We start from the raw sequence: 17,776 nt of genomic DNA, 5'->3' as shown, positions 1-17,776 counted from the left end.
AATGACTTACGGAGTGAGTCATTGATTTGGGCGCCCCGCGCGGGGCGCGTTGATGGACTTTTTGCGAGTCCATCAACCTTGAACGTGTCGATCTTGTCTGAAACGCTGGAGGTAAAAACCATTATAAAACATAGCATTCTGGCCTCTTTCAGCCTTCTTTTCCTGGTTGCGTTCCCACCGCTGACCCAAGCTGACTACGTGAAGGTGAAAGGTACTGTCGTCAACGTTCGTCAGGGGCCGGGTACGACATACCCTGTTCTCTTCCAGGCCGAAAAAGGGGAGGCGTTTTCCCTCGTCAGAACGGAGGGTCTGTGGTGTCTCATAACCCTCGATCAGGGACGTGAAGCGTGGGTCTTCGGCAAACTGGTGGACGTTCTGCCGGGGCAGCGGTCAGGTAGCCCGAATACCGAAGAGGCAGAACCAGGTGAAAAGGATGAACCGGTTTCCATGGCGGGAAAGGTAGCTGGTTTTATTTTTCTGCTGCTGTTTCTGACATCGTCAGCGGTCGCAGTCTGGAAGCGGGAGCAACTGCTCCGGTTTGTCGGAAGGAAATTAAAAGAGATCGCAGGGTATCGGAGGGAACAGCCGTTCAGATACGACAACCGTAAACCCAGCGACGATTCCTGGGAGCTGTAAGCTCCAAAATCGCGATTTCTTTTATTTTCAAGATTTTGAATATAAAGAAGACCATTGACATCCTGTTACAAAATTGTTATTTTGGAAAAGTTGTGCGTTATTATTAATCCACGGAGGTAATTTTATAATATGCGTCTCAAATGTGACCTGCACCTTCATACCAAGGAAGACCCCCGGCACCAGTTGAGCTACTCTGCCAAAGAACTTATCGACGCCGCTGCAGGACATAGATACGATGTCCTTTCCATCACCAATCACAACACGGTCACTTACAACAGTGAACTGGCGGACTACGCTGCTGGCAAGGGCATCCTTCTCATCCCGGGCGTAGAGGCCACGGTTATGGGAAAGCATGTTCTCATCTATGGTGTAGGCGGCGATGCGGGTGGAACGTGCGAAAAGTGGGACAGCCTTTCATTTTTCGACCTCAAGCGGCTCAAGGCTGCCGGTGCTTTCATCGTGGCGCCTCATCCGTTCTATCCCAACTACAACTGCCTCGGTAACCTGCTTAACCGTTTTTCGACCCTTTTCGACGCCGTCGAATACAGCCACCTTTACACCAGGAAGGTCAACTTCAATCTCAAGGCCCAGGAGTTTGCCAGGGAAAATGGCATCCCGACCCTTGGCCTTTCCGACGCCCACTCTTTAAAACAGCTCAACTACACCTATACCCTTATTGACGCGGAAAAGGAGATGCACTCCATTTTCCAGGCCATAAAGGAAGACAAAGCCACTATCGTGACCAGGCCGGCCAGGATCAGCACCAGCAGCGCCGTGGGTATCCAGCTCTTCGCTACGTTCCTGCTACTGCAAATCTTCAAGTAAGTCTGATCTCAAATTTCAAATTTCAGATCTCAAACAGGGCCGAGAGGCCCTTTTGTTTGGCCCATTTTATGCGGTTTACTGCACTCATGCGCCTGTGCACTTCTGAACTGCAAGGCTCAACTCATCAAGAAAATGATAAAGGTCCTGAAGTTTTGCTCCTTTGAGTTGAGCATTGCGCCTATTTTCCCTATAATCCTTCCAAATGCTTGCCTCCTACCAGACCATCATCGAGGGTTACCTCGCCCGGCTATCCATCCCTTCCCCCTGGGGCATCGGCCTTATGGAGAGCATCACAGTCCTGTCCGGCGGCCTTTCCATCCTCTTTTTCCTTCTGTTCGTCCTTTCCAAAAGGGCGCCTGAATCGGACGAGAAGCACGACCGACCTGTTCAAGTCCTGGTCAGGAAAGCAAAGAAGGCTGAAAAGAAGGGGAGCTACAAGGAGGCCGGTGACCTTTACCTGGCAGCCGGACACTACATGGAAGCTGCCAGGATGTACGTGAAGATCGAGGATTACCATAGTGCGTCCAATGCCTGCCTGCAGAACAACGACTTTGCCAACGCAGCCAAATGTTTTGTTCGGATAGAGGACTATGAACAAGCCGCTGAGCTTTTCATCAAGGCAAGAGATTACACCAACGCGGCCGACAACCTCCTGAGGATCGGGCAGGTCGGGGAGGCGGCGCCTTTTTACGCAAGGGGAGGGCATCCCGTAAAAGCGGCTGAGTGCTACGCCAATGTCGGATTTTATCAGAAAGCCGGTGAACTCCTCGCCGAAGCTGGTGAATACGACCGGGCAGCTCCTTTCCTCCTTCGAACCCTCCAGGAAAGGTCCAGCCGAAGGGACTCTTCTCTCACTCTCGAGGAAGATGCCGTTTCGGGTAATATCGCCCTGATCGCCTCGAAATGTTTTCTCGAGAGCGGCCAGAAACTGAAAGCCGCCCAGGCCCTTGAACTAGGCGGCCGCTACACCGAGTCGGGCAGCCTTTACGAGGAACTGGGGGAAAAAGGGAAAGCCTCCGACCTTTACATCCGGGGCAAGGATACGACCTCCGCCGCGCGTGTCCTTGAATCTTCCGACCATGCCGATGAGGGAGCTCTCCGGGTCGCCGAGGCTCTCCTCGCGGAAGGGAAACCGGTGGAGGCCGCCGAACTGTTCTCACGCCTTGGTGAGTGGAACCGCGCTGCCAGGCTTTTCATTGAGAACGACCTGCAGGATCTGGCGATGGACGCCTATTTGCAGCACGGCGATAAAAAATCGGCCGCCGATCTGCTCCTGGAGATGGGACGGCTTCCCGAGGCGGCATCCATGTTCATGAGTGCCGGAAAAGCAGAGGATGCAGCCCGTATCTATGGGAAGCTCGGGGAGAAGGAGAGGGAGGTCGAAGCCCTCATCACCGCGGGCATCCATTACGAGGCCGGAAAGAGCCTCCTGGAGATCGGGAAGAGGAAAGAGGCTACCGTAGAGCTCCAGAAGGTGGATGAAAGCGACAGCCATTTCAAGGAGGCACACCATCTCCTGGGTGAGATTTTCTACGATCAGAACCAATGGTCCATGGCCATCGCGAGCTACCAGAAGGCACTGGCCGAGGAAAACGTCCGAAGGGACAACCTGGACTCACATTACCGCTATGCGGCAGCCCTTAAAGAAACAGGGCAGCTGCAGGGTGCCCTGTCGTTTCTCGAAAAGATCCTCCTCGTGGACTACCACTACCGTGACGCCAAGGACCAGGTCCAGGATATCAAAAAGGTCCTGGGATCCTCCTCGCCCGGAGCGGCCATGCCCCTGGCCCAGTCCCCGGACATGACCATGGTCGCCCCAACGCAGGAACGAGGGGGCAGGAAAACAAGCCGGTACCAGATCATCGACGAACTGGGAAGGGGAGGGATGGGTGTCGTCTACAAAGCAAAAGATACCCTTCTGGACCGCGTCGTTGCGTACAAGGTCCTGCCGCCGCAGGTCCACAGAGACCAGAAGATCCTGGACATGTTTCTCAGGGAAGCAAAATCGGCAGCCCGCCTGTCCCATCCCAATATCGTGACCATTTACGATGCCGACGAAGACAGGGGAGAGTTCTTCATCATCATGGAGATGGTGGAGGGAGATTCATTAAAGGAGCTGCTGCTGCAGCAGGGGAAGTTCCCCATCAAGACCGCCCTTGTCCTCACGGCCCAGGTGTTCAAGGCCCTGGCCTATGCCCACAGCAAGGGGATCGTCCACAGGGACATAAAACCCGCCAACCTGCTCTGGGCCAAGGCGGAAAAACAGGTCAAGATCACGGATTTCGGACTTGCCAGGGTTATCGAGGAAGGGCGGAAAACCCATACCCAGATGGCCGGCACACCTTACTACATGTCGCCGGAGCAGATCATCGGGGGAGAGGTCGGGCACCTTGCCGACCAGTATGCCATGGGTATCACTCTTTACGAGTTTATCACCGGAAAGGTCCCCTTCAGGGATGGTGATGTGCTCTACCATCACGTTCACACCGAACCGGAACCCCCCACGGTACACAACCCCGAGATCTCCACCGAACTTTCCGGTTTCATCATGCGATGCATGGCCAAGGATCCGGCCAACAGGTTCCCCGATGTAGCCGGGGCCATTGATGAACTGAAAGGATTACTCACCTGAGAGCCAATCCAAGGTCCAATATCTAAGATCCAAGATAAGAGCAAAAGGAAGCCACCGTAACGGTGGCCTTTTTGGATCTTGGATTTTGGATTTTAATCCTTTTACCCCCCCGGGTGCTTCGTCCCCTCCAGTCTCGCATCGGCGAGATCGGTCCCGACAATGGTTGCCCCTGTCATGTCAGAACGGGAAAAGTTCGTCCCGCCCACATTGGCTCTCGATATGTCCGCACCTCTCAGGTTGGAACCCGAAAGATCAGAACCCAGCAGACTGCATCCCGCCATCCTGGCACCGGACAGGTCCGCGCCGGAGATCTGGCATTTCTTGAACTTTGCTTCCGAAAGGTTGCCGGCGGCAAAGGATGCCTTTGAAAAGGAGGAAGATTCCGCCGTGGCATAGGTTAACCTGGCATAACGCAGGTCACACTCGGTGAAGTTGGCCACGTTGAGCAAGGTCTGGGACATCTCTGTGCCACGGAACACCGATTTGGTAAAACTTCCCCCTGAAAGGTCAGAACCCGTGAGGTTGGATAGTGTGAAATCCGCCCCGGCAGCGCGGACGCCCTTGAGGTTAGCCTTGACGAGGCTGGCCTCCACGAATCCGGCCGACATGAGGACTGATTCCTCCATGTTTGCGCGCGTCAGGATCGCCCCCTTCATGTCGCAACCTGAAAGATCCGCTTTTGCCAGCGCAGCCTTGGCCAGGTTGGCCCTGATCATGGACGCTCCACGGAAATTGGCTTCCGGCAGCTGTGCCTCCTCCAGGTCGGCCTCGTTGAAAACGCCGCCCGGGGCGTGGACCTTTTCACCGGAAGCCCGCCGTACCGTGGCACCGGTGAGCACAGCCCCGGCAAGGTCGCAATTGCCGATCCTGGCGTCGTCCATGTTCGCGCCCGCAAGATCCGATCCGGATAAAACGGCACCGGTCATCTCGACTCCGACAAGTTGACTCCTAGACAGCCTGGCGGCTTCGAGACGGGTGCCGTTAAGGGTGGCGTAGGACAGGTCAGCTCCCGTCAGGTCGGCTTTGCAGAGGTTCGCGTCGGTGAGATCCGCATACTGCAGGTTCGCCCCGGAAAGGTCGATCCCTGAAAGGTCCTCCCCACGAAGGGAGATCCGGACCAGGTTGGCGCCCGCGAGGCTTTCACCCCGTCCTCTCTTATTCAGTATCTCTTCCGGTGTGTAATCGGCCAAAAGGGTAGCTCCGCCGGTTTGCAGTGCACAGTTTACGGTTCACAGTCAACCGCTTCACGCTTCATAGTATGTTCGCTCCTGACCCTTGTCAACAAACTCCTCGTGGGATAACATCTGCCTTTAATCAGGAGACCTTCAATGGACACACCTCACAGCCTTCTGCCCTTTCCGTTCACTTCCGTGGTCCTCGAGGATGTGACACCCGATCCGGCCTTCTTCGACCAGATCCTGAAAGGGGAGGGTGATCTTGCCGATTTCGAGTTCGGTTACTGTGTCACATCTGAGCAGGATGTAAGGCAGCCGCGCTACCTGCTGTTTTTCCAGCGAAAACCATACACGGCCGGGATCTTCAACGATTTCCAGGATATCGAAACGACAGCCATCAGGGATTTCTTCGTCTACGTGGCCCAGCATCCGCAGTGCCGCCTCTACTTCGTCAAGACTGACCCGGTCCTGATCAAATCAATCCTTGTCCTCCAGGAGTGTCATCCCGAGACCCAGGGATCCGCCGAGTTCATCCGGGTTGAGAACCAGGTCGTGGGGCTCATGGAAGGGCGTAAAGACGCCCTCGTGGCACTGGTCCAGAATGGACAGTTCAGCCTCGCCTATGCACAGGGCGGGAAAGTGGTCAAGGCGTACTTCTATGACCAGTTCGTTGAATCTTCCGGCGGACTGGAGTGGATCGACCTGTTCAAGAGGATCGAAAGCTACCAGATCCGTGGACAGCACATCAAGATCCGTATTTACGAGGATATGCGGACAAGTCCCGCCGAGGATTACGTTGAAGGGGAAGCCCTATATAACGGAGGGGTCTACAGGCATTACACCCGCCCCCTTCCCGAACTCATCATCCGTGACAAGGTGAGGACCTTGAAGAGGGTCAGCGTTCACAAGTTCCCCTTCATCATCGGACGCAGTGAGGAGGCCGACCTCGTACTGGGTGACGCGGGAGTTTCCCGCCATCACGCAGCCTTGGAGGAACGGGGCGGGAAGGTTATCGTCAGGGATCTCGGCAGCCTCAACGGTATCTTCGTCAACGAGCATTTCACCAGGGAGTTTTCCCTTCAGGACGGCGACCGTATCACCATCGGCAGCTACATCCTCCAGGTGGTCCTCGCCCGATCGCCTGCCGAAGACGTCCAGCTGGTCTCCACCGACAGCCACGACGCCACCATGGCCATGGACCGTAACGCCAAGGTAAGGATATCCTGCCCTCACTGCCAGGCGGCCGGTTCACTTGAAGCCAAAAGCCTTTACACCGGAAAAAAGGTCCATATCCGCTGTCCCAACTGCAGGAAGCTGTTTGAGCCAACGGGAAGTTAGAACGTCCGTGCGTAGAGCGTACAAGCGTACGTGCGACAAAATCTTTGTCTTTTTACGCTTCACGCACACACGCACCAACGTAAACGGCCCTGACTTTTATGACAACACCGGCCCTTTTCCAGGAAAAACTGCCCGACGGCGCCGTCAGGTGCAGCCTGTGCGCCCACAGGTGCCGCATCGTCCCGGGGAAAAGGGGGATCTGTCGCGTCAGGGAGAACAGGGGAGGGACCCTGTTCAGCCTCGTCTACGGCAAGCTTGTGGCCGCCAGCGTGGACCCCATCGAGAAAAAACCGCTTTACCACTTCCAACCCGGGTCCCTTTCCTATTCCATCGCGACAGCCGGCTGCAACATGTCCTGCACCCACTGCCAGAACTACCAGATCAGTCTTGAAGCTCCGAAAAGAGACCCCATTCCCGGGAACCGGACGACCCCGGAGGAGGTGCTCCAGGCCGCCGTGAGGACCGGATGCAGGTCCATATCGTACACCTACACGGAGCCTGCCGTTTTCATGGAGTTCGCCAGGGATTGTGGTGTTCTGGCGCATGAAGAGGGGCTTTCCAACGTCTTCGTCACCAACGGGTTCATGACCGGGGAATCCACACGTTTCGCCGGAGAATTCCTCGATGCGGCTAATGTCGATCTCAAGGGGGCCACGGAGGAGCATTACAGGAAGATCTGCGGCGCTGCACTGGCGCCGGTACTCGAAACCATCGAGACCCTCCATGAGATCGGCGTCTGGCTGGAGGTCACGACCCTGCTCATCCCGGGCCTTAACGACGACAGGGGAGCCCTGGAGTTCATCGCCGGATTCATCGCATCGGTGGACACGAAGATCCCATGGCACATTTCCCGTTTTCACCCGACCTATAAAATGACCGACAGGCCGCCGACGCCGGTCGAATCACTGCAGTTGGCGGAAAAGATCGGGCAGGAAGCCGGTTTGAAGTACGTTTACCTGGGAAACGTCTCCCTGGGGGAGGATATCACCCGCTGCAGCGCCTGTGAGGAGACGCTTCTGACCAGAAGAGGGTTCTGTGTGGCCGAGAACAGGATAACGGAAGGGGGAACGTGTCCAGGGTGTGGTGCGGAATTTGATGGGATACCGTAACATGTGGGCTAGAAAGCACAACAAATGCACTGGATGCGGAACCGTGGAGATCAAGCACGTCGCCCGCGGTCTGTGTGTGAAATGCTACAACGATTTCATCCAGGAGCGGCACTCCGGAACCAAGGTGAAAGGGAAAAGGTTTGCGAAGGAATTGAACATGGACCTTCTTTTTGAGCTTTACTGGGATCAGTCGAAATCACTGTCAGATATCGCAAGGACCTTCGGAATCACCAGACAGGCCGTTTCCCAGAAGATGAACAAATGGGAGATACCAATAAGGTCCCTGGGTGACGCCAGAACCATGGCCCTTGAAAAAGGAAAGATCTCTTTCGATCGGGTTGATGAATCAGGTGAAAAAACAACAGTTCAATTGGAAAAACGCTATGTTAACGAGAATTTCTTTGATGAGTGGTCAGCAGAAATGGCCTATGTGCTGGGTGCGTTAGCCACTGATGGAAATATATCAAAAGTACCGACACGAGGAGCGAATGCAAAAATACGAAGGCGAAAAATTCTGAGCTTTGCTCAAAAAGAACCTGAATTGCTTGGAAAAATTCTTGATTTGATGTGTTCTAACGCCAAAATCATTTTCCAGAAGGAGAGGAAGTACGAACATACAACAGCTGGTGCTATTTACAGTTTCACTATTTACAACGACACGATATTTGACCGTTTGGTTGAACTTGGAATTTCAGAGCGTAAAAGTCTGAATATCAAATTTCCCAATGTCCCTGAACCGTATGTGCGTCATTTTATCCGAGGATGCTGGGATGGGGATGGATCGATCGGCAAGCATGGTGCAAACTCCTGCCACGCCAGGTTCTTCAGCGGCTCTAAAGTGTTAATCGAAGGGATGCTTGCCGAACTGGAAAAAGCCGGGTTCCCTCCAAGACGAATCTATTCAAGGAATGATGGAAGATTCTTCTGGTTCTCCTATGTTGGGAAGATAGTGGGTAAGTTGTACAGTTACCTATATGAGGATGTTCCGTCATCAATGCGATATGAAAGGAAATACCTGATTTTCAGAAAAGTCTTTGAAAAACATAATGTTGAGCAGTTGCATTTGGAGCTTTAGCACCATCAACAGAAATATGCCTGACCAACCTGCAACTTGTCATAATCATTCTTATGCGTAATTGAATCTGGCTGACTCAGATCAACTCGATACAGCGTCCAGGCACTTCCGTGGCACCACCCGATCCCGTGATGCGGCGATGTACAGTACGGGTACATCTGTTTTATTCAGCACTTCCCGTACATTAACAACGTCCAGCACAGCCTCAACGCGCGCCGCCAGGACATCCCTTTCAAGGCGCGGCATTTTCTCGTGGATCCATTTTCTTGCTATTGATGAAATGCATAGGTGAAGCGCCTTGTTAACTACTGAAGCATAATAGATTGATATTATAGGCGTTTTTGTGAAAAGGATTACACCGCTTATACAGGAACCGGGATCGCATCATCCAAATTCCAGCTCGCGAGGGCGAACGGTTGAGCCAGACTCCTAGACACTTTTTCTCTTATCAATCTTGATCTCCTCACTGGTCATTTCGTCCTCATCGATCCTCGCTGCCTGGAGAAGAGAGCGCAGCCAGGGGGTGGTCAGGAACACACTCCACCCGATGAGAACCGCAAACCAGAGGGTCATCACCCGTATGATAACGGTCGAAGCCCCCGCGATGGGCGTGGACATGCCAAAGGCGATCCCGAGACCCACCATGCCGCCCTCGGTGGCCCCCAATCCGCCGAAAAACAGGGTCAAGGCACCGCCCAGGATGGCCGCCGAATAGATGAACACACCTTCGGTGAGGGAGATCCCGACATTAAAACTCCAGACCACAAGGGCATATCCGAGCCCTTCCAGGAACCAGGCACATAGACTGAGGATCAGCGACTGAACGAAGACCCAGGGTTCCAAAAGCACCCTCCCCTCTTCGTAAAAGGTCCTCAGGGGCCCTGTAAAGCGCTTCAGGAGCTTGAAACGGCTCATCCCCAGGATGAACCAGCCCACGAGAGACCGGTTCCTCAGGAGCATGAGAAAGGCGAAAAGGATGAAAACAGCCGCCACGGCCGCAGACCAATGCAGGAAACGCAGCAAAAGGCCAAGACAGCTTAACAACACGAGGGCTGCGACGTCTGTAAAGCGCTCCATGAGCAGCACCGCGGTGGACACGGTATAGGGCACCTGGAACCTTTCCTTGACGATGAACGCCTTGATGAACTCCCCGACCTTCCCCGGGGTCACCGTCAGGGCAAATCCTGACAGGAATACCAGGAAGTTGGGGAACCTCCTGATCCTGTAACCCATGAGCTTCAGGTACCAGTGCCACTTGACATACCGCAGGATATAGTTGCCCAGGGACAACATGGCGATGGGAACGAGGAGGATCCGGGGAAACCCTGCCAGAGCCTTCATCAGGGCCTCGAGATCGGAGATGAGGCTGATCAGGATAAAGATTATAACCGCCGAAAGGACGGTCCAGAGAAGGATATTTCTGCCCTTCCAGACCCGTTTCGGTTTAGCGGTAAGACTCAAAAAGCCGACCCCATTTGCCGCGGTTGAACCGCCTTATCTCCGGCATGCCGATCAGCGGGTACCAGAATATGTCATGGTAGACGTTGGAGGCGAAGGGAGCCCACGCCACCAGCGGTGAATGAAGAAGGATCTTTTCCAGGGGACGCAGCCACCCCTTCCTGATGAGCTGGTCACCCCAGATCACGAAGCTGCGCTTGACGGTAAACCCGAAGTTGACCCCTTCAATATCCTCACCCTCGACCTCGATCCGGGCCGGGTCGGCGATCCCCAATCCCCTCTCGTGACACATCCTGAGATAAGGGATGCTCATGGGGTCAAAACCCATCATGGAGGCGGCGACCGAGTCGATGGCCACACTGTCTGAACTGGCCAGGATGTAGTCCTTCTCCACAGGAAGCATGGTTCTCGGACCTGCACCGTTGCCGGCGACCGTCCCGTCCATGACGGCGAAAATGCAGGGGTGCAGCTCCTTCTGCATGATCATCAGGTCCACCAGGACCTCGTGCATGTATTTGTGGGCGTAATGCCTGACGGTTTTAAGCAGCCCCCCGAAAGAGTTCTTGATGGCGCCGGTCGTCGTGCTGTGACCGTGGGTCTTGACCGTTGGCAGGTGAATGACGTTCTTGCCCAGGAACATCTCCGGGATCTCGATCCCTTCCGGGAAGATCTCGTGGAGCTTGAGCAGCGGCCCTGCGAACTGGTGCGTGACCCACTTGACGTCGGGCAAGGGGGTGAATTTCAGGCCATATTCGTCAAGAACCTTCATCCACCTGTTGTTGATCGCTCCCTTGATCGGGTCAGTGACCACCGTCTTGTTCTCGATGGGGATGATCCTGTCCCGCTCGTAGCCGTCGTCGATCATGGTCTTGACGACCCCGTGAACCTGCCAGGGCTGGGAAGAGCACGCCGGATAATATTTCGTCCATGACAGGTTAAGCTTCAGAAGCGTGGGGATCTTGGGATCGATAACCTCCCTGTACCCGGCACGCCTCATCAGTTCACCGTAGTCGGCAACGACCGATGCAGGGGTGGTTTTCAGCACGACGACCTTGGATCTTTCCAACTGCGTTCTCCTTCGCTCGGCGCTTGTGCGCCTCACGTTTCACGTTCCATGTTTTTTGAAGGCCGGCAATGGGCTGGGGGCTTGAGGTAATGGTTGAAAAGCCCGTGTTCTTCATCGTGCCAACTGCTCTTCCCTATAGCCTCTCGCCTATTGCCTATTGCCCGCTCTAATCCCCTTTGGACTTTAGACTTCATGTCCACCGAAGCCTCCATATCCTCCGTAGTCTTGACGAAGGGGGATGGCGAAGGTGGATGGATTTTGGACTGCTCTTAAAGATATATCAGCACAGCCGACACCACGCCCCAGAGAAATGTGGACACCAGCAGCGGGCCGTCAGTGAGAAAATCCCTGGTTGGGCTGCCGCCCTTTTCCATCACGTGGACAAGATACAGGTACCGGAAAATGCCGTAAATCACAAAAGGAAGCGTCAGGATCATGTAAGGGGACCCGATGCGATCCGTCACATCCGGTGAAAGGGTGTAGATGGCGTAGGAAACGATGGTGGCCGCCGTGACGATGCCGATGAGCTGGTCCAGCAGGGGAACTGAGTAGCTTTGGAGGATCCTCCTGTGCTGTACGGCGTCTTTCCCAAGGAGGATGATCTCCTGGCGGCGCTTGGCAAAACCCAGGAACAGGGCGATGAGCAGTGTACACAGGATCAGCCAGGGCGAGATGACAACATCGATGGCGTAGGTGCCGGCTACGGCACGGAGTACGAACCCGAGGGCGATGACAAGGATATCAAGGATGACCATGTTCCTGAACAGGACATTGTAACCGACCTGGAGGGCCAGATAGGCCAGCAGGGTCCAGAGAAACGGGATCCCCACCCCGGCGGCGATGAGGATGGATGTGAGGAGAAGGCCGGCACCGAGGACATTGGCAGCCGGAACGGACACCTCCCCGGAAGCCACGGGGCGCCGGCACTTGAAGGGATGATGGCGATCCTGATCACGATCGAAGATGTCATTGAAGACGTATGTGGCGCTGGAGGCGAAGCAGTATGCCGTGAAACCTGAAAGGGCCAGGACCACGGAGTCCATTTCCAGAAGCCTGCCCGCAAAGACGAGCGGGGCCAGCACGAAGCCGTTCTTTATCCACTGGTGGAGCCTGAGGAGACGAATATATGGCATAAGGGCAGTCTACCGTTTACGGTTTACAGTTCACAGTGATAAATCCACATTCGACGTTTGATCTGATTCGCGGATACTCATTTCCCGGAAGAGCCGAAATATCGCGTTTCAAACCGTTCCTTTTGCCTCCCCCAGCAGCCGGTCGAAAAGTCCTCTGTAACGTCTTACCGTTTTCTCGTCGGTCCCCTCGAAACGCATGACAAGGACAGGTCCCGTATTGCTTGCGCGCAGCAGCCCCCAGCCGTCGGTGAACAACACCCGAACACCGTCGATATCGACGATATCTTCGATGAGCGGCTCCTTTCCGCTGCCCCGGTGATCGGCCAGCAATCCCGCAAACCGCGCAACCGTGTCGAACTTCCCGCTCTCTTCACAGGAAACACGGATCTCAGGGGTGCTGTACAGCCCTGGAAGCCCTCTCAAAAGGTCTGAAAAGTGCCGGCAACGGCCCGTGGAAAGAGCCTCGACATAGGTTTCGAGCAGGCGAAGGGCCGCATAAGGGGCATCGTCATAACCGAAATACCGGTCGGCGAAGAACAGGTGTCCGCTCATCTCCCCGGCCGCCTGGGCCATGGTTTCCTTCATCTTCGCCTTGATGAGGGAGTGCCCTGTCTTCCACATGAGGGACCGGCCGCCGGCCGCCTCGATCCCGTCGTAGAGCAGCCTTGATGCCTTGACCTCCGAGATCACGAGGGGCGGGTCGCCCCTCTCCCCTCCCCCGCGCCATTCGTCGATGATCCGCAGACCCAGGATAAGGAGAAGCATGTCACCCCAGATGATCCGCCCTTTTTCGTCCAGGACACCGATACGGTCGGCATCCCCGTCGAAAGCGATCCCGACATCGGCGCCGCCGCGGACGACTTCATCAGTAAGGTCCTGCAGCGCCTCGGGGAGGGTCGGATCGGGATGATGGTTGGGGAAAGTACCGTCCGGCTCACTGTAAAGCTCAACCACATCGAAAGATAACTGGCGAAGGATTCGTGGTACGACCACCCCCGCTGTCCCGTTTCCCGAGTCCACGACGACCCTGACAGCCCGGTCCAGTTTTTTCAACTTTTCCCCGAGCCCTGAAAACCTGTCCACCATGTCGCGCTGGTAAAGGGAAATGATGTCCACGTGATCGACCGGTTCGAAGGTGGACGTGTCGGGAAGATCAGGGCTCCCGGATGCCTCCTGGCCCAGCTGTTTTATGTCCCCGGAGTGGATCGTATTCTTTCCGATCCCCAGCTTGAAACCGTTGTCCGGCGGCGGGTTATGGCTGGCCGTAACCATGGCAAACCCGTCCGTGTCCAGGGTGAACGCGCTGTAATAGACCAAAGGTGTGGGACAAAGACCCAGGTCCACCCAGCGTCCGCCCGCCTGGCCGACACCCGCCGCGAACGCTTCCCTGACAGCCGGTGAGTGGACCCGGGCGTCCATCCCGACCGATATGAGGGGGGAACCGGAGCCGGTCCGCTCGCGGCACAGCACTGTAAAAGCGTACCCGATCCTTGCAGCGACCTGCCGACTGATATCCGTCCCGAAACGGCCCCGGATATCGTACTTGCGGAAGATATGAAAAGGAAAAGAATTATCCATACGGTTTAAAATTTCAGGTTTCAAGTTTTAAAAATGCAGGCTATGGGCAAGAGGCTGGAGGCAATGGGAACTCGGCGCTAACGCGCCTCAGGCTCCCCGTTCCATGGTCGAAGGTTTCCCCTTTGGACCTTGGGCTTTGGACTTTCTTTAACCCTTCCATAATCGTCGTCATACCGGACAATGTCGTCCTCACCCACGTACTCGCCCAGTTGAACCTCCACGAGTTCAGCCGGTTCCGGTCCCGGGTTCTCGATCCGGTGCAGCATACCCACGGGGATGGTCACCCCCTCGTTGGGTTTCAGCAAGAGGTTCTCATCTCCCCTGACGACCGCGACCTCCCCGCTCACCATCACCCAGTGCTCGGATCTTCGCTCGTGCTTCTGAAGGCTCATCTTCTGTCCAGGGGCCACAGTGAGCCTCTTCACCTTGTACCGGCCTTGATCGATGAGGACCGTATATTCTCCCCAGGGACGAACCACCGTGGGGTGGATCATGCTTTCGGCCCGTCCCGTTCCCGCGAGGTGCTCGACGACACGCCGGACTTCCTGGGAGCGGCCCCTGGGACAGAGCAGTGTGGCGTCTTCCGTCTGGACGATGATGGTGTCTTTCATCCCCACAACACCCAGTAAACGGCTCCCGGCGGCGACGAGGCACCCCTCGTTGTCAAGACTGACGGCGTCACCGGTGACCACGTTGCCGAACATGTCCTTATCGTTCATCTCGTAGTAGGAATCCCAGCTTCCAAGATCGCTCCAACCCATGGAAACAGGTTTGACGGCAGCACGGTCAGTTTTCTCCATGATCCCGTGATCCAGGGAAACAGCCTGGAGCTTCCCGTAGCATTCGTCCAGTCCGGCAAGATCGCCCGGGTCGATCCCGTCCAGGGCGTCCATCAACTCCGGGAGGTGTTTCCGGGCCTCCTCCATGATGGTCCTGACGGAAAAAAGGAAGATGCCGCTGTTCCAGAGGTATCTTCTGTCGCTGGAAAGAACCTCAGCCCTTGCCGCGTCCGGTTTCTCCTCGAACCTGTCGACCTTGAAGACCTTGCCGGCCTGGTCGCCGATCCTTATATAGCCGTAACCTGTCTCAGGCCTCGTGGGTTTTATCCCGAAAGTCACGATCATCCCCCTGGCAGCGGCGGACATGGATTCATCCACGGCGTCCGCGAAGGCACATGAGTCGAGGATGACGTGGTCGGAAGGGGCCACCAGCATGACAGCGTCGGGGTTTTGCCGGGAAACGATCCGGGCGCCCAGCAGGACAGCCGGAGCCGTGTTACGGCCTGCCGGTTCACCCACAACGACGACCTTTTCAGCGCGCCCTGAGCCGAGATAACCGCGGAGCTGGTCCCGGATCGCTCCCTCGTGCTCCCGTGAGGTCACGAAAACCATCCTGTCGGCCGACACCCTGGTTTCCATCCTTTTGACCGTCTGCTGGAACAAGGTGAGTTCCCCCATCAGGTTGATGAACTGCTTGGGCGCCAATTGGCGGCTCACCGGCCACAGGCGGACCCCGGAACCGCCGGCCAGGACGAGAGCGTAAAGGGCGTTCATCGTAAACGGCTCCTGTTCTCGCTGTACCAGCGCACCGTTTCAGCCAGTCCCTCCTCGAACAGGACCTGCGCCTTGAAACCGAAGCCGGAAGCTCTTGTGGTATCGAGACAACGTCGAGGCTGCCCGTCAGGCATGGCGCTGTTCCAGATGACCTCACCGGTAAAACCGGTCAACCTGGCAATGAGGTTGACGAGGTCTTTTATACAGATCTCCACACCGGAACCAAGGTTGACCGGTTCGGACCCGTCATAGGCTCGCGCTGCCATGACGATCCCCCTTGCGCAATCCTCGACATAGAGAAACTCCCGGGTTGGTTCACCCGAACCCCAGACCGTGATCTCCTTGGATCCGGACTCTTTCGCCTCGACACATTTGCGGATCAGCGCCGGGATAACGTGGGAATCTTCCAGATCGAAATTGTCCCCGGGGCCGTACAGGTTGACGGGAAGAAGGTAGATGGCGTTAAGACCGTACTGCTGCCTGTAAGCCTGCGCCTGCACCAGGAGCGCTTTTTTCGCGATCCCGTATGGCGCGTTCGTTTCTTCGGGATAGCCGTCCCACAGGCTCTCCTCCCTGAACGGAACCGGAGTGAACTTGGGATAGGCGCATACCGTACCGATCTGGATGAACTTCCCGACCCCCTCCCGGCGAGCCGCCTCCATGAGATGGGCCCCCATGATGATGTTGTCGTAAAACAGCACACCCGGGTTACGCCTGTTGAACCCGATCCCTCCGACGCTGGCCGCGAGGTGAATGACGAGGTCTATTCCTTCCACAGCCGCGACGCAGTTCTCCATCACGCGCAGGTCGTTATCGATGTAGTGCGGGATCCGGATGTCATTTTTATCGACACCGTTCCTGACCAGCTCTTTCTGGACGAACCGGCCCAGGAAGCCGTCGCCGCCGGTCAGGAGTATTTTCTTTCCGCTAAGTTCCATAAAAAACCTCCAATTCCGATTCCAGATTCCAGAGGGAAAACCTTCGGACTATCTGATTACTGACTATCTGATTACTGACTACTGATTACTGACTACTGATTACTGGCCTACGGCTTCCCCAGCCAGCCGAACCCCTTCTCCTCAAGGATCCTTTTACCCTCGCCGACGGGCTCGAGACCCTCTGCCTCCATGTCGGCGTCCACCATCACACGCACGAGTTCACTGAACTTGACCTTGGGCTTCCAACCCAGCGTTTTGCGTGCCTTCAATGCGTCTCCCTCAAGGACATCCACCTCGGTGGGCCGGAAATATTTCCGGTCGATCTCCACATGCCTGTCCGGATCAACTCCCGCATAACCAAAAACCTCGTGAAGGAATTCCTCCACAGAGTACGTTTCACCGGTGGCGATGACGTAATCGCCGGGTTCGTCCTGCTGCAGCATAAGCCACATGGCTTGGACATATTCAGGGGCGAAACCCCAGTCCCTTTTGGCCTTGAGGTTCCCGAGGTAAAGCTTGTCCTGCTTTCCGGACAGGATCCGGGCCAGGGCCCTGGTAATCTTCCTTGTGACGAAAGTCTCCCCTCTCCTCGGGCTCTCATGATTGAACAGGATCCCGTTGCTGGCGTGGATGCCGTACCCTTCCCGGTAGTTGACCACCATCCAGTATGAGTAGAGCTTGGCCGCCGCGTAGGGGCTCCTGGGTTCGAAGGGCGTCGATTCACTCTGTGGAGGCGGGGAGTTCCCGTACAGTTCACTGCTTGAGGCCTGATAGAAGCGCGTTTCGACCCCGCTCCGCCGGATCGCCTCGAGGATTCTGGTTGTCCCAAGCCCCGTGACATCCCCGGTGTATTCCGGGATGTCGAAACTGACACGGACGTGGCTCTGTGCCCCGAGGTGATAGATCTCATCAGGCCTGATGTTGTAGATGAGGTTGTCGATCTGACCCGAATCGGCCAGGTCCCCGTAATGCAGGAAAAAACGCGCTCCCTTTTCGTGAGGATCGACATAGATATGATCAACCCGCTCGGTATTGAAGGTGCTGGCCCGCCGGATGATCCCGTGGACCTCGTACTCCTTTGAGAGCAGGAATTCGGCGAGATAGGAGCCGTCCTGGCCGGTAATGCCTGTTATGAGAGCCTTTTTCATTCAGAACCTCCTGAAAAGCAGTCCTATTTCCAAATTTGATGACTTCGCAAAAAGTCATCAACGCGCCCCGCGCGGGGCGCCCAAATCAATGACTCACTCCGTAAGTCATTGA

14 protein-coding genes are annotated in these 17,776 nt (G+C 55.9%); 6 read left to right on the top strand and 8 right to left on the bottom strand.

Annotated features, from left to right (window positions below; all coding sequences use genetic code 11):
• The first annotated feature begins 204 nt into the window (after positions 1–204).
• The 3 genes from P1S46_06940 (at position 205) to P1S46_06930 (ending at position 4,093) form a co-directional block, all read left to right on the top strand.
• Positions 205–636, top strand: coding sequence for an SH3 domain-containing protein (locus P1S46_06940; protein ID MDF1536222.1), 432 nt, complete (start codon positions 205–207; stop codon positions 634–636).
• Between the two features lie 129 nt (positions 637–765).
• The gene (locus P1S46_06935) at positions 766–1,461 is read left to right on the top strand and encodes a PHP-associated domain-containing protein (GenBank protein MDF1536221.1); all 696 of its coding nucleotides are present in this window, start codon (positions 766–768) and stop codon (positions 1,459–1,461) included.
• Positions 1,462–1,663: 202 nt separating this feature from the next.
• Positions 1,664–4,093 (top strand): protein kinase, encoded by a 2,430-nt coding sequence (locus tag P1S46_06930; GenBank protein MDF1536220.1) that lies wholly within the window; start codon positions 1,664–1,666, stop codon positions 4,091–4,093.
• A gap of 101 nt (positions 4,094–4,194) precedes the next feature.
• On the opposite strand, the gene P1S46_06925 is transcribed toward P1S46_06930, so the two are convergent.
• On the bottom strand, positions 4,195–5,283 hold the full coding sequence (locus P1S46_06925) for a pentapeptide repeat-containing protein (GenBank protein ID MDF1536219.1): 1,089 nt from the start codon (positions 5,281–5,283) through the stop codon (positions 4,195–4,197).
• 138 nt (positions 5,284–5,421) lie between these two features.
• On the opposite strand from P1S46_06925, the gene P1S46_06920 reads away from it, so the two are divergent.
• From P1S46_06920 to P1S46_06910, 3 genes are all read left to right on the top strand, one after another.
• Entirely contained in the window at positions 5,422–6,606 is a 1,185-nt protein-coding gene (locus P1S46_06920) for an FHA domain-containing protein (protein ID MDF1536218.1), read from the top strand.
• 98 nt (positions 6,607–6,704) lie between these two features.
• On the top strand, positions 6,705–7,715 hold the full coding sequence (amrS, locus tag P1S46_06915) for an AmmeMemoRadiSam system radical SAM enzyme (protein ID MDF1536217.1): 1,011 nt from the start codon (positions 6,705–6,707) through the stop codon (positions 7,713–7,715).
• 157 nt (positions 7,716–7,872) lie between these two features.
• Positions 7,873–8,790 carry a hypothetical protein gene (locus P1S46_06910; protein ID MDF1536216.1) on the top strand — a complete coding sequence of 306 codons (918 nt, stop codon included), beginning with the start codon at positions 7,873–7,875 and terminating at the stop codon, positions 8,788–8,790.
• 429 nt (positions 8,791–9,219) lie between these two features.
• On the opposite strand, the gene P1S46_06905 is transcribed toward P1S46_06910, so the two are convergent.
• From P1S46_06905 to gmd, 7 genes are all read right to left on the bottom strand, one after another.
• The gene (locus tag P1S46_06905) at positions 9,220–10,251 is read right to left on the bottom strand and encodes a lysylphosphatidylglycerol synthase transmembrane domain-containing protein (protein ID MDF1536215.1); all 1,032 of its coding nucleotides are present in this window, start codon (positions 10,249–10,251) and stop codon (positions 9,220–9,222) included.
• The gene (locus P1S46_06900; GenBank protein MDF1536214.1) at positions 10,235–11,314 is read right to left on the bottom strand and encodes a DUF362 domain-containing protein; all 1,080 of its coding nucleotides are present in this window, start codon (positions 11,312–11,314) and stop codon (positions 10,235–10,237) included. The genes P1S46_06905 and P1S46_06900 overlap by 17 nt, the downstream gene beginning before the upstream one ends.
• 269 nt (positions 11,315–11,583) lie before the next feature.
• Positions 11,584–12,447, bottom strand: a complete 864-nt coding sequence (locus P1S46_06895; GenBank protein ID MDF1536213.1) for a decaprenyl-phosphate phosphoribosyltransferase — start codon at positions 12,445–12,447, stop codon at positions 11,584–11,586.
• Between the two features lie 108 nt (positions 12,448–12,555).
• On the bottom strand, positions 12,556–14,025 hold the full coding sequence (locus P1S46_06890) for a phosphomannomutase/phosphoglucomutase (GenBank protein MDF1536212.1): 1,470 nt from the start codon (positions 14,023–14,025) through the stop codon (positions 12,556–12,558).
• 77 nt (positions 14,026–14,102) lie between these two features.
• A complete protein-coding gene (locus P1S46_06885) occupies positions 14,103–15,578 on the bottom strand; it encodes a mannose-1-phosphate guanylyltransferase/mannose-6-phosphate isomerase (GenBank protein MDF1536211.1) in 1,476 nt (491 codons plus the stop codon).
• Positions 15,575–16,516 (bottom strand): GDP-L-fucose synthase, encoded by a 942-nt coding sequence (locus P1S46_06880; GenBank protein ID MDF1536210.1) that lies wholly within the window; start codon positions 16,514–16,516, stop codon positions 15,575–15,577. The genes P1S46_06885 and P1S46_06880 overlap by 4 nt, the downstream gene beginning before the upstream one ends.
• A gap of 107 nt (positions 16,517–16,623) precedes the next feature.
• A complete protein-coding gene (gmd, locus tag P1S46_06875; protein MDF1536209.1) occupies positions 16,624–17,664 on the bottom strand; it encodes a GDP-mannose 4,6-dehydratase in 1,041 nt (346 codons plus the stop codon).
• Positions 17,665–17,776: the final 112 nt, after the last annotated feature.

It is taken from the genome of bacterium, from assembly GCA_029210545.1.
GTDB lineage: Bacteria > BMS3Abin14 > BMS3Abin14 > BMS3Abin14 > BMS3Abin14 > JARGFV01.
The sequence above is the reverse complement of the archived record's forward strand: the minus strand, read 5'-3'. Positions and strand labels throughout refer to the sequence as shown.

Excerpts from the sequence above, each read along its gene's own strand:
- P1S46_06880 (MDF1536210.1), bottom strand. The coding sequence starts at position 16,516 with ATGGAACTTAGCGGAAAGAAAATACTCCTGACCGGCGGCGACGGCTTC.
- P1S46_06885 (MDF1536211.1), bottom strand. The coding sequence starts at position 15,578 with ATGAACGCCCTTTACGCTCTCGTCCTGGCCGGCGGTTCCGGGGTCCGC.
- P1S46_06890 (MDF1536212.1), bottom strand. The coding sequence starts at position 14,025 with ATGGATAATTCTTTTCCTTTTCATATCTTCCGCAAGTACGATATCCGG.
- P1S46_06935 (MDF1536221.1), top strand. The coding sequence starts at position 766 with ATGCGTCTCAAATGTGACCTGCACCTTCATACCAAGGAAGACCCCCGG.
- P1S46_06930 (MDF1536220.1), top strand. The coding sequence starts at position 1,664 with ATGCTTGCCTCCTACCAGACCATCATCGAGGGTTACCTCGCCCGGCTA.
- P1S46_06920 (MDF1536218.1), top strand. The coding sequence starts at position 5,422 with ATGGACACACCTCACAGCCTTCTGCCCTTTCCGTTCACTTCCGTGGTC.
- gmd (MDF1536209.1), bottom strand. The coding sequence starts at position 17,664 with ATGAAAAAGGCTCTCATAACAGGCATTACCGGCCAGGACGGCTCCTAT.
- P1S46_06910 (MDF1536216.1), top strand. The coding sequence starts at position 7,873 with ATGGACCTTCTTTTTGAGCTTTACTGGGATCAGTCGAAATCACTGTCA.
- P1S46_06895 (MDF1536213.1), bottom strand. The coding sequence starts at position 12,447 with ATGCCATATATTCGTCTCCTCAGGCTCCACCAGTGGATAAAGAACGGC.
- amrS (MDF1536217.1), top strand. The coding sequence starts at position 6,705 with ATGACAACACCGGCCCTTTTCCAGGAAAAACTGCCCGACGGCGCCGTC.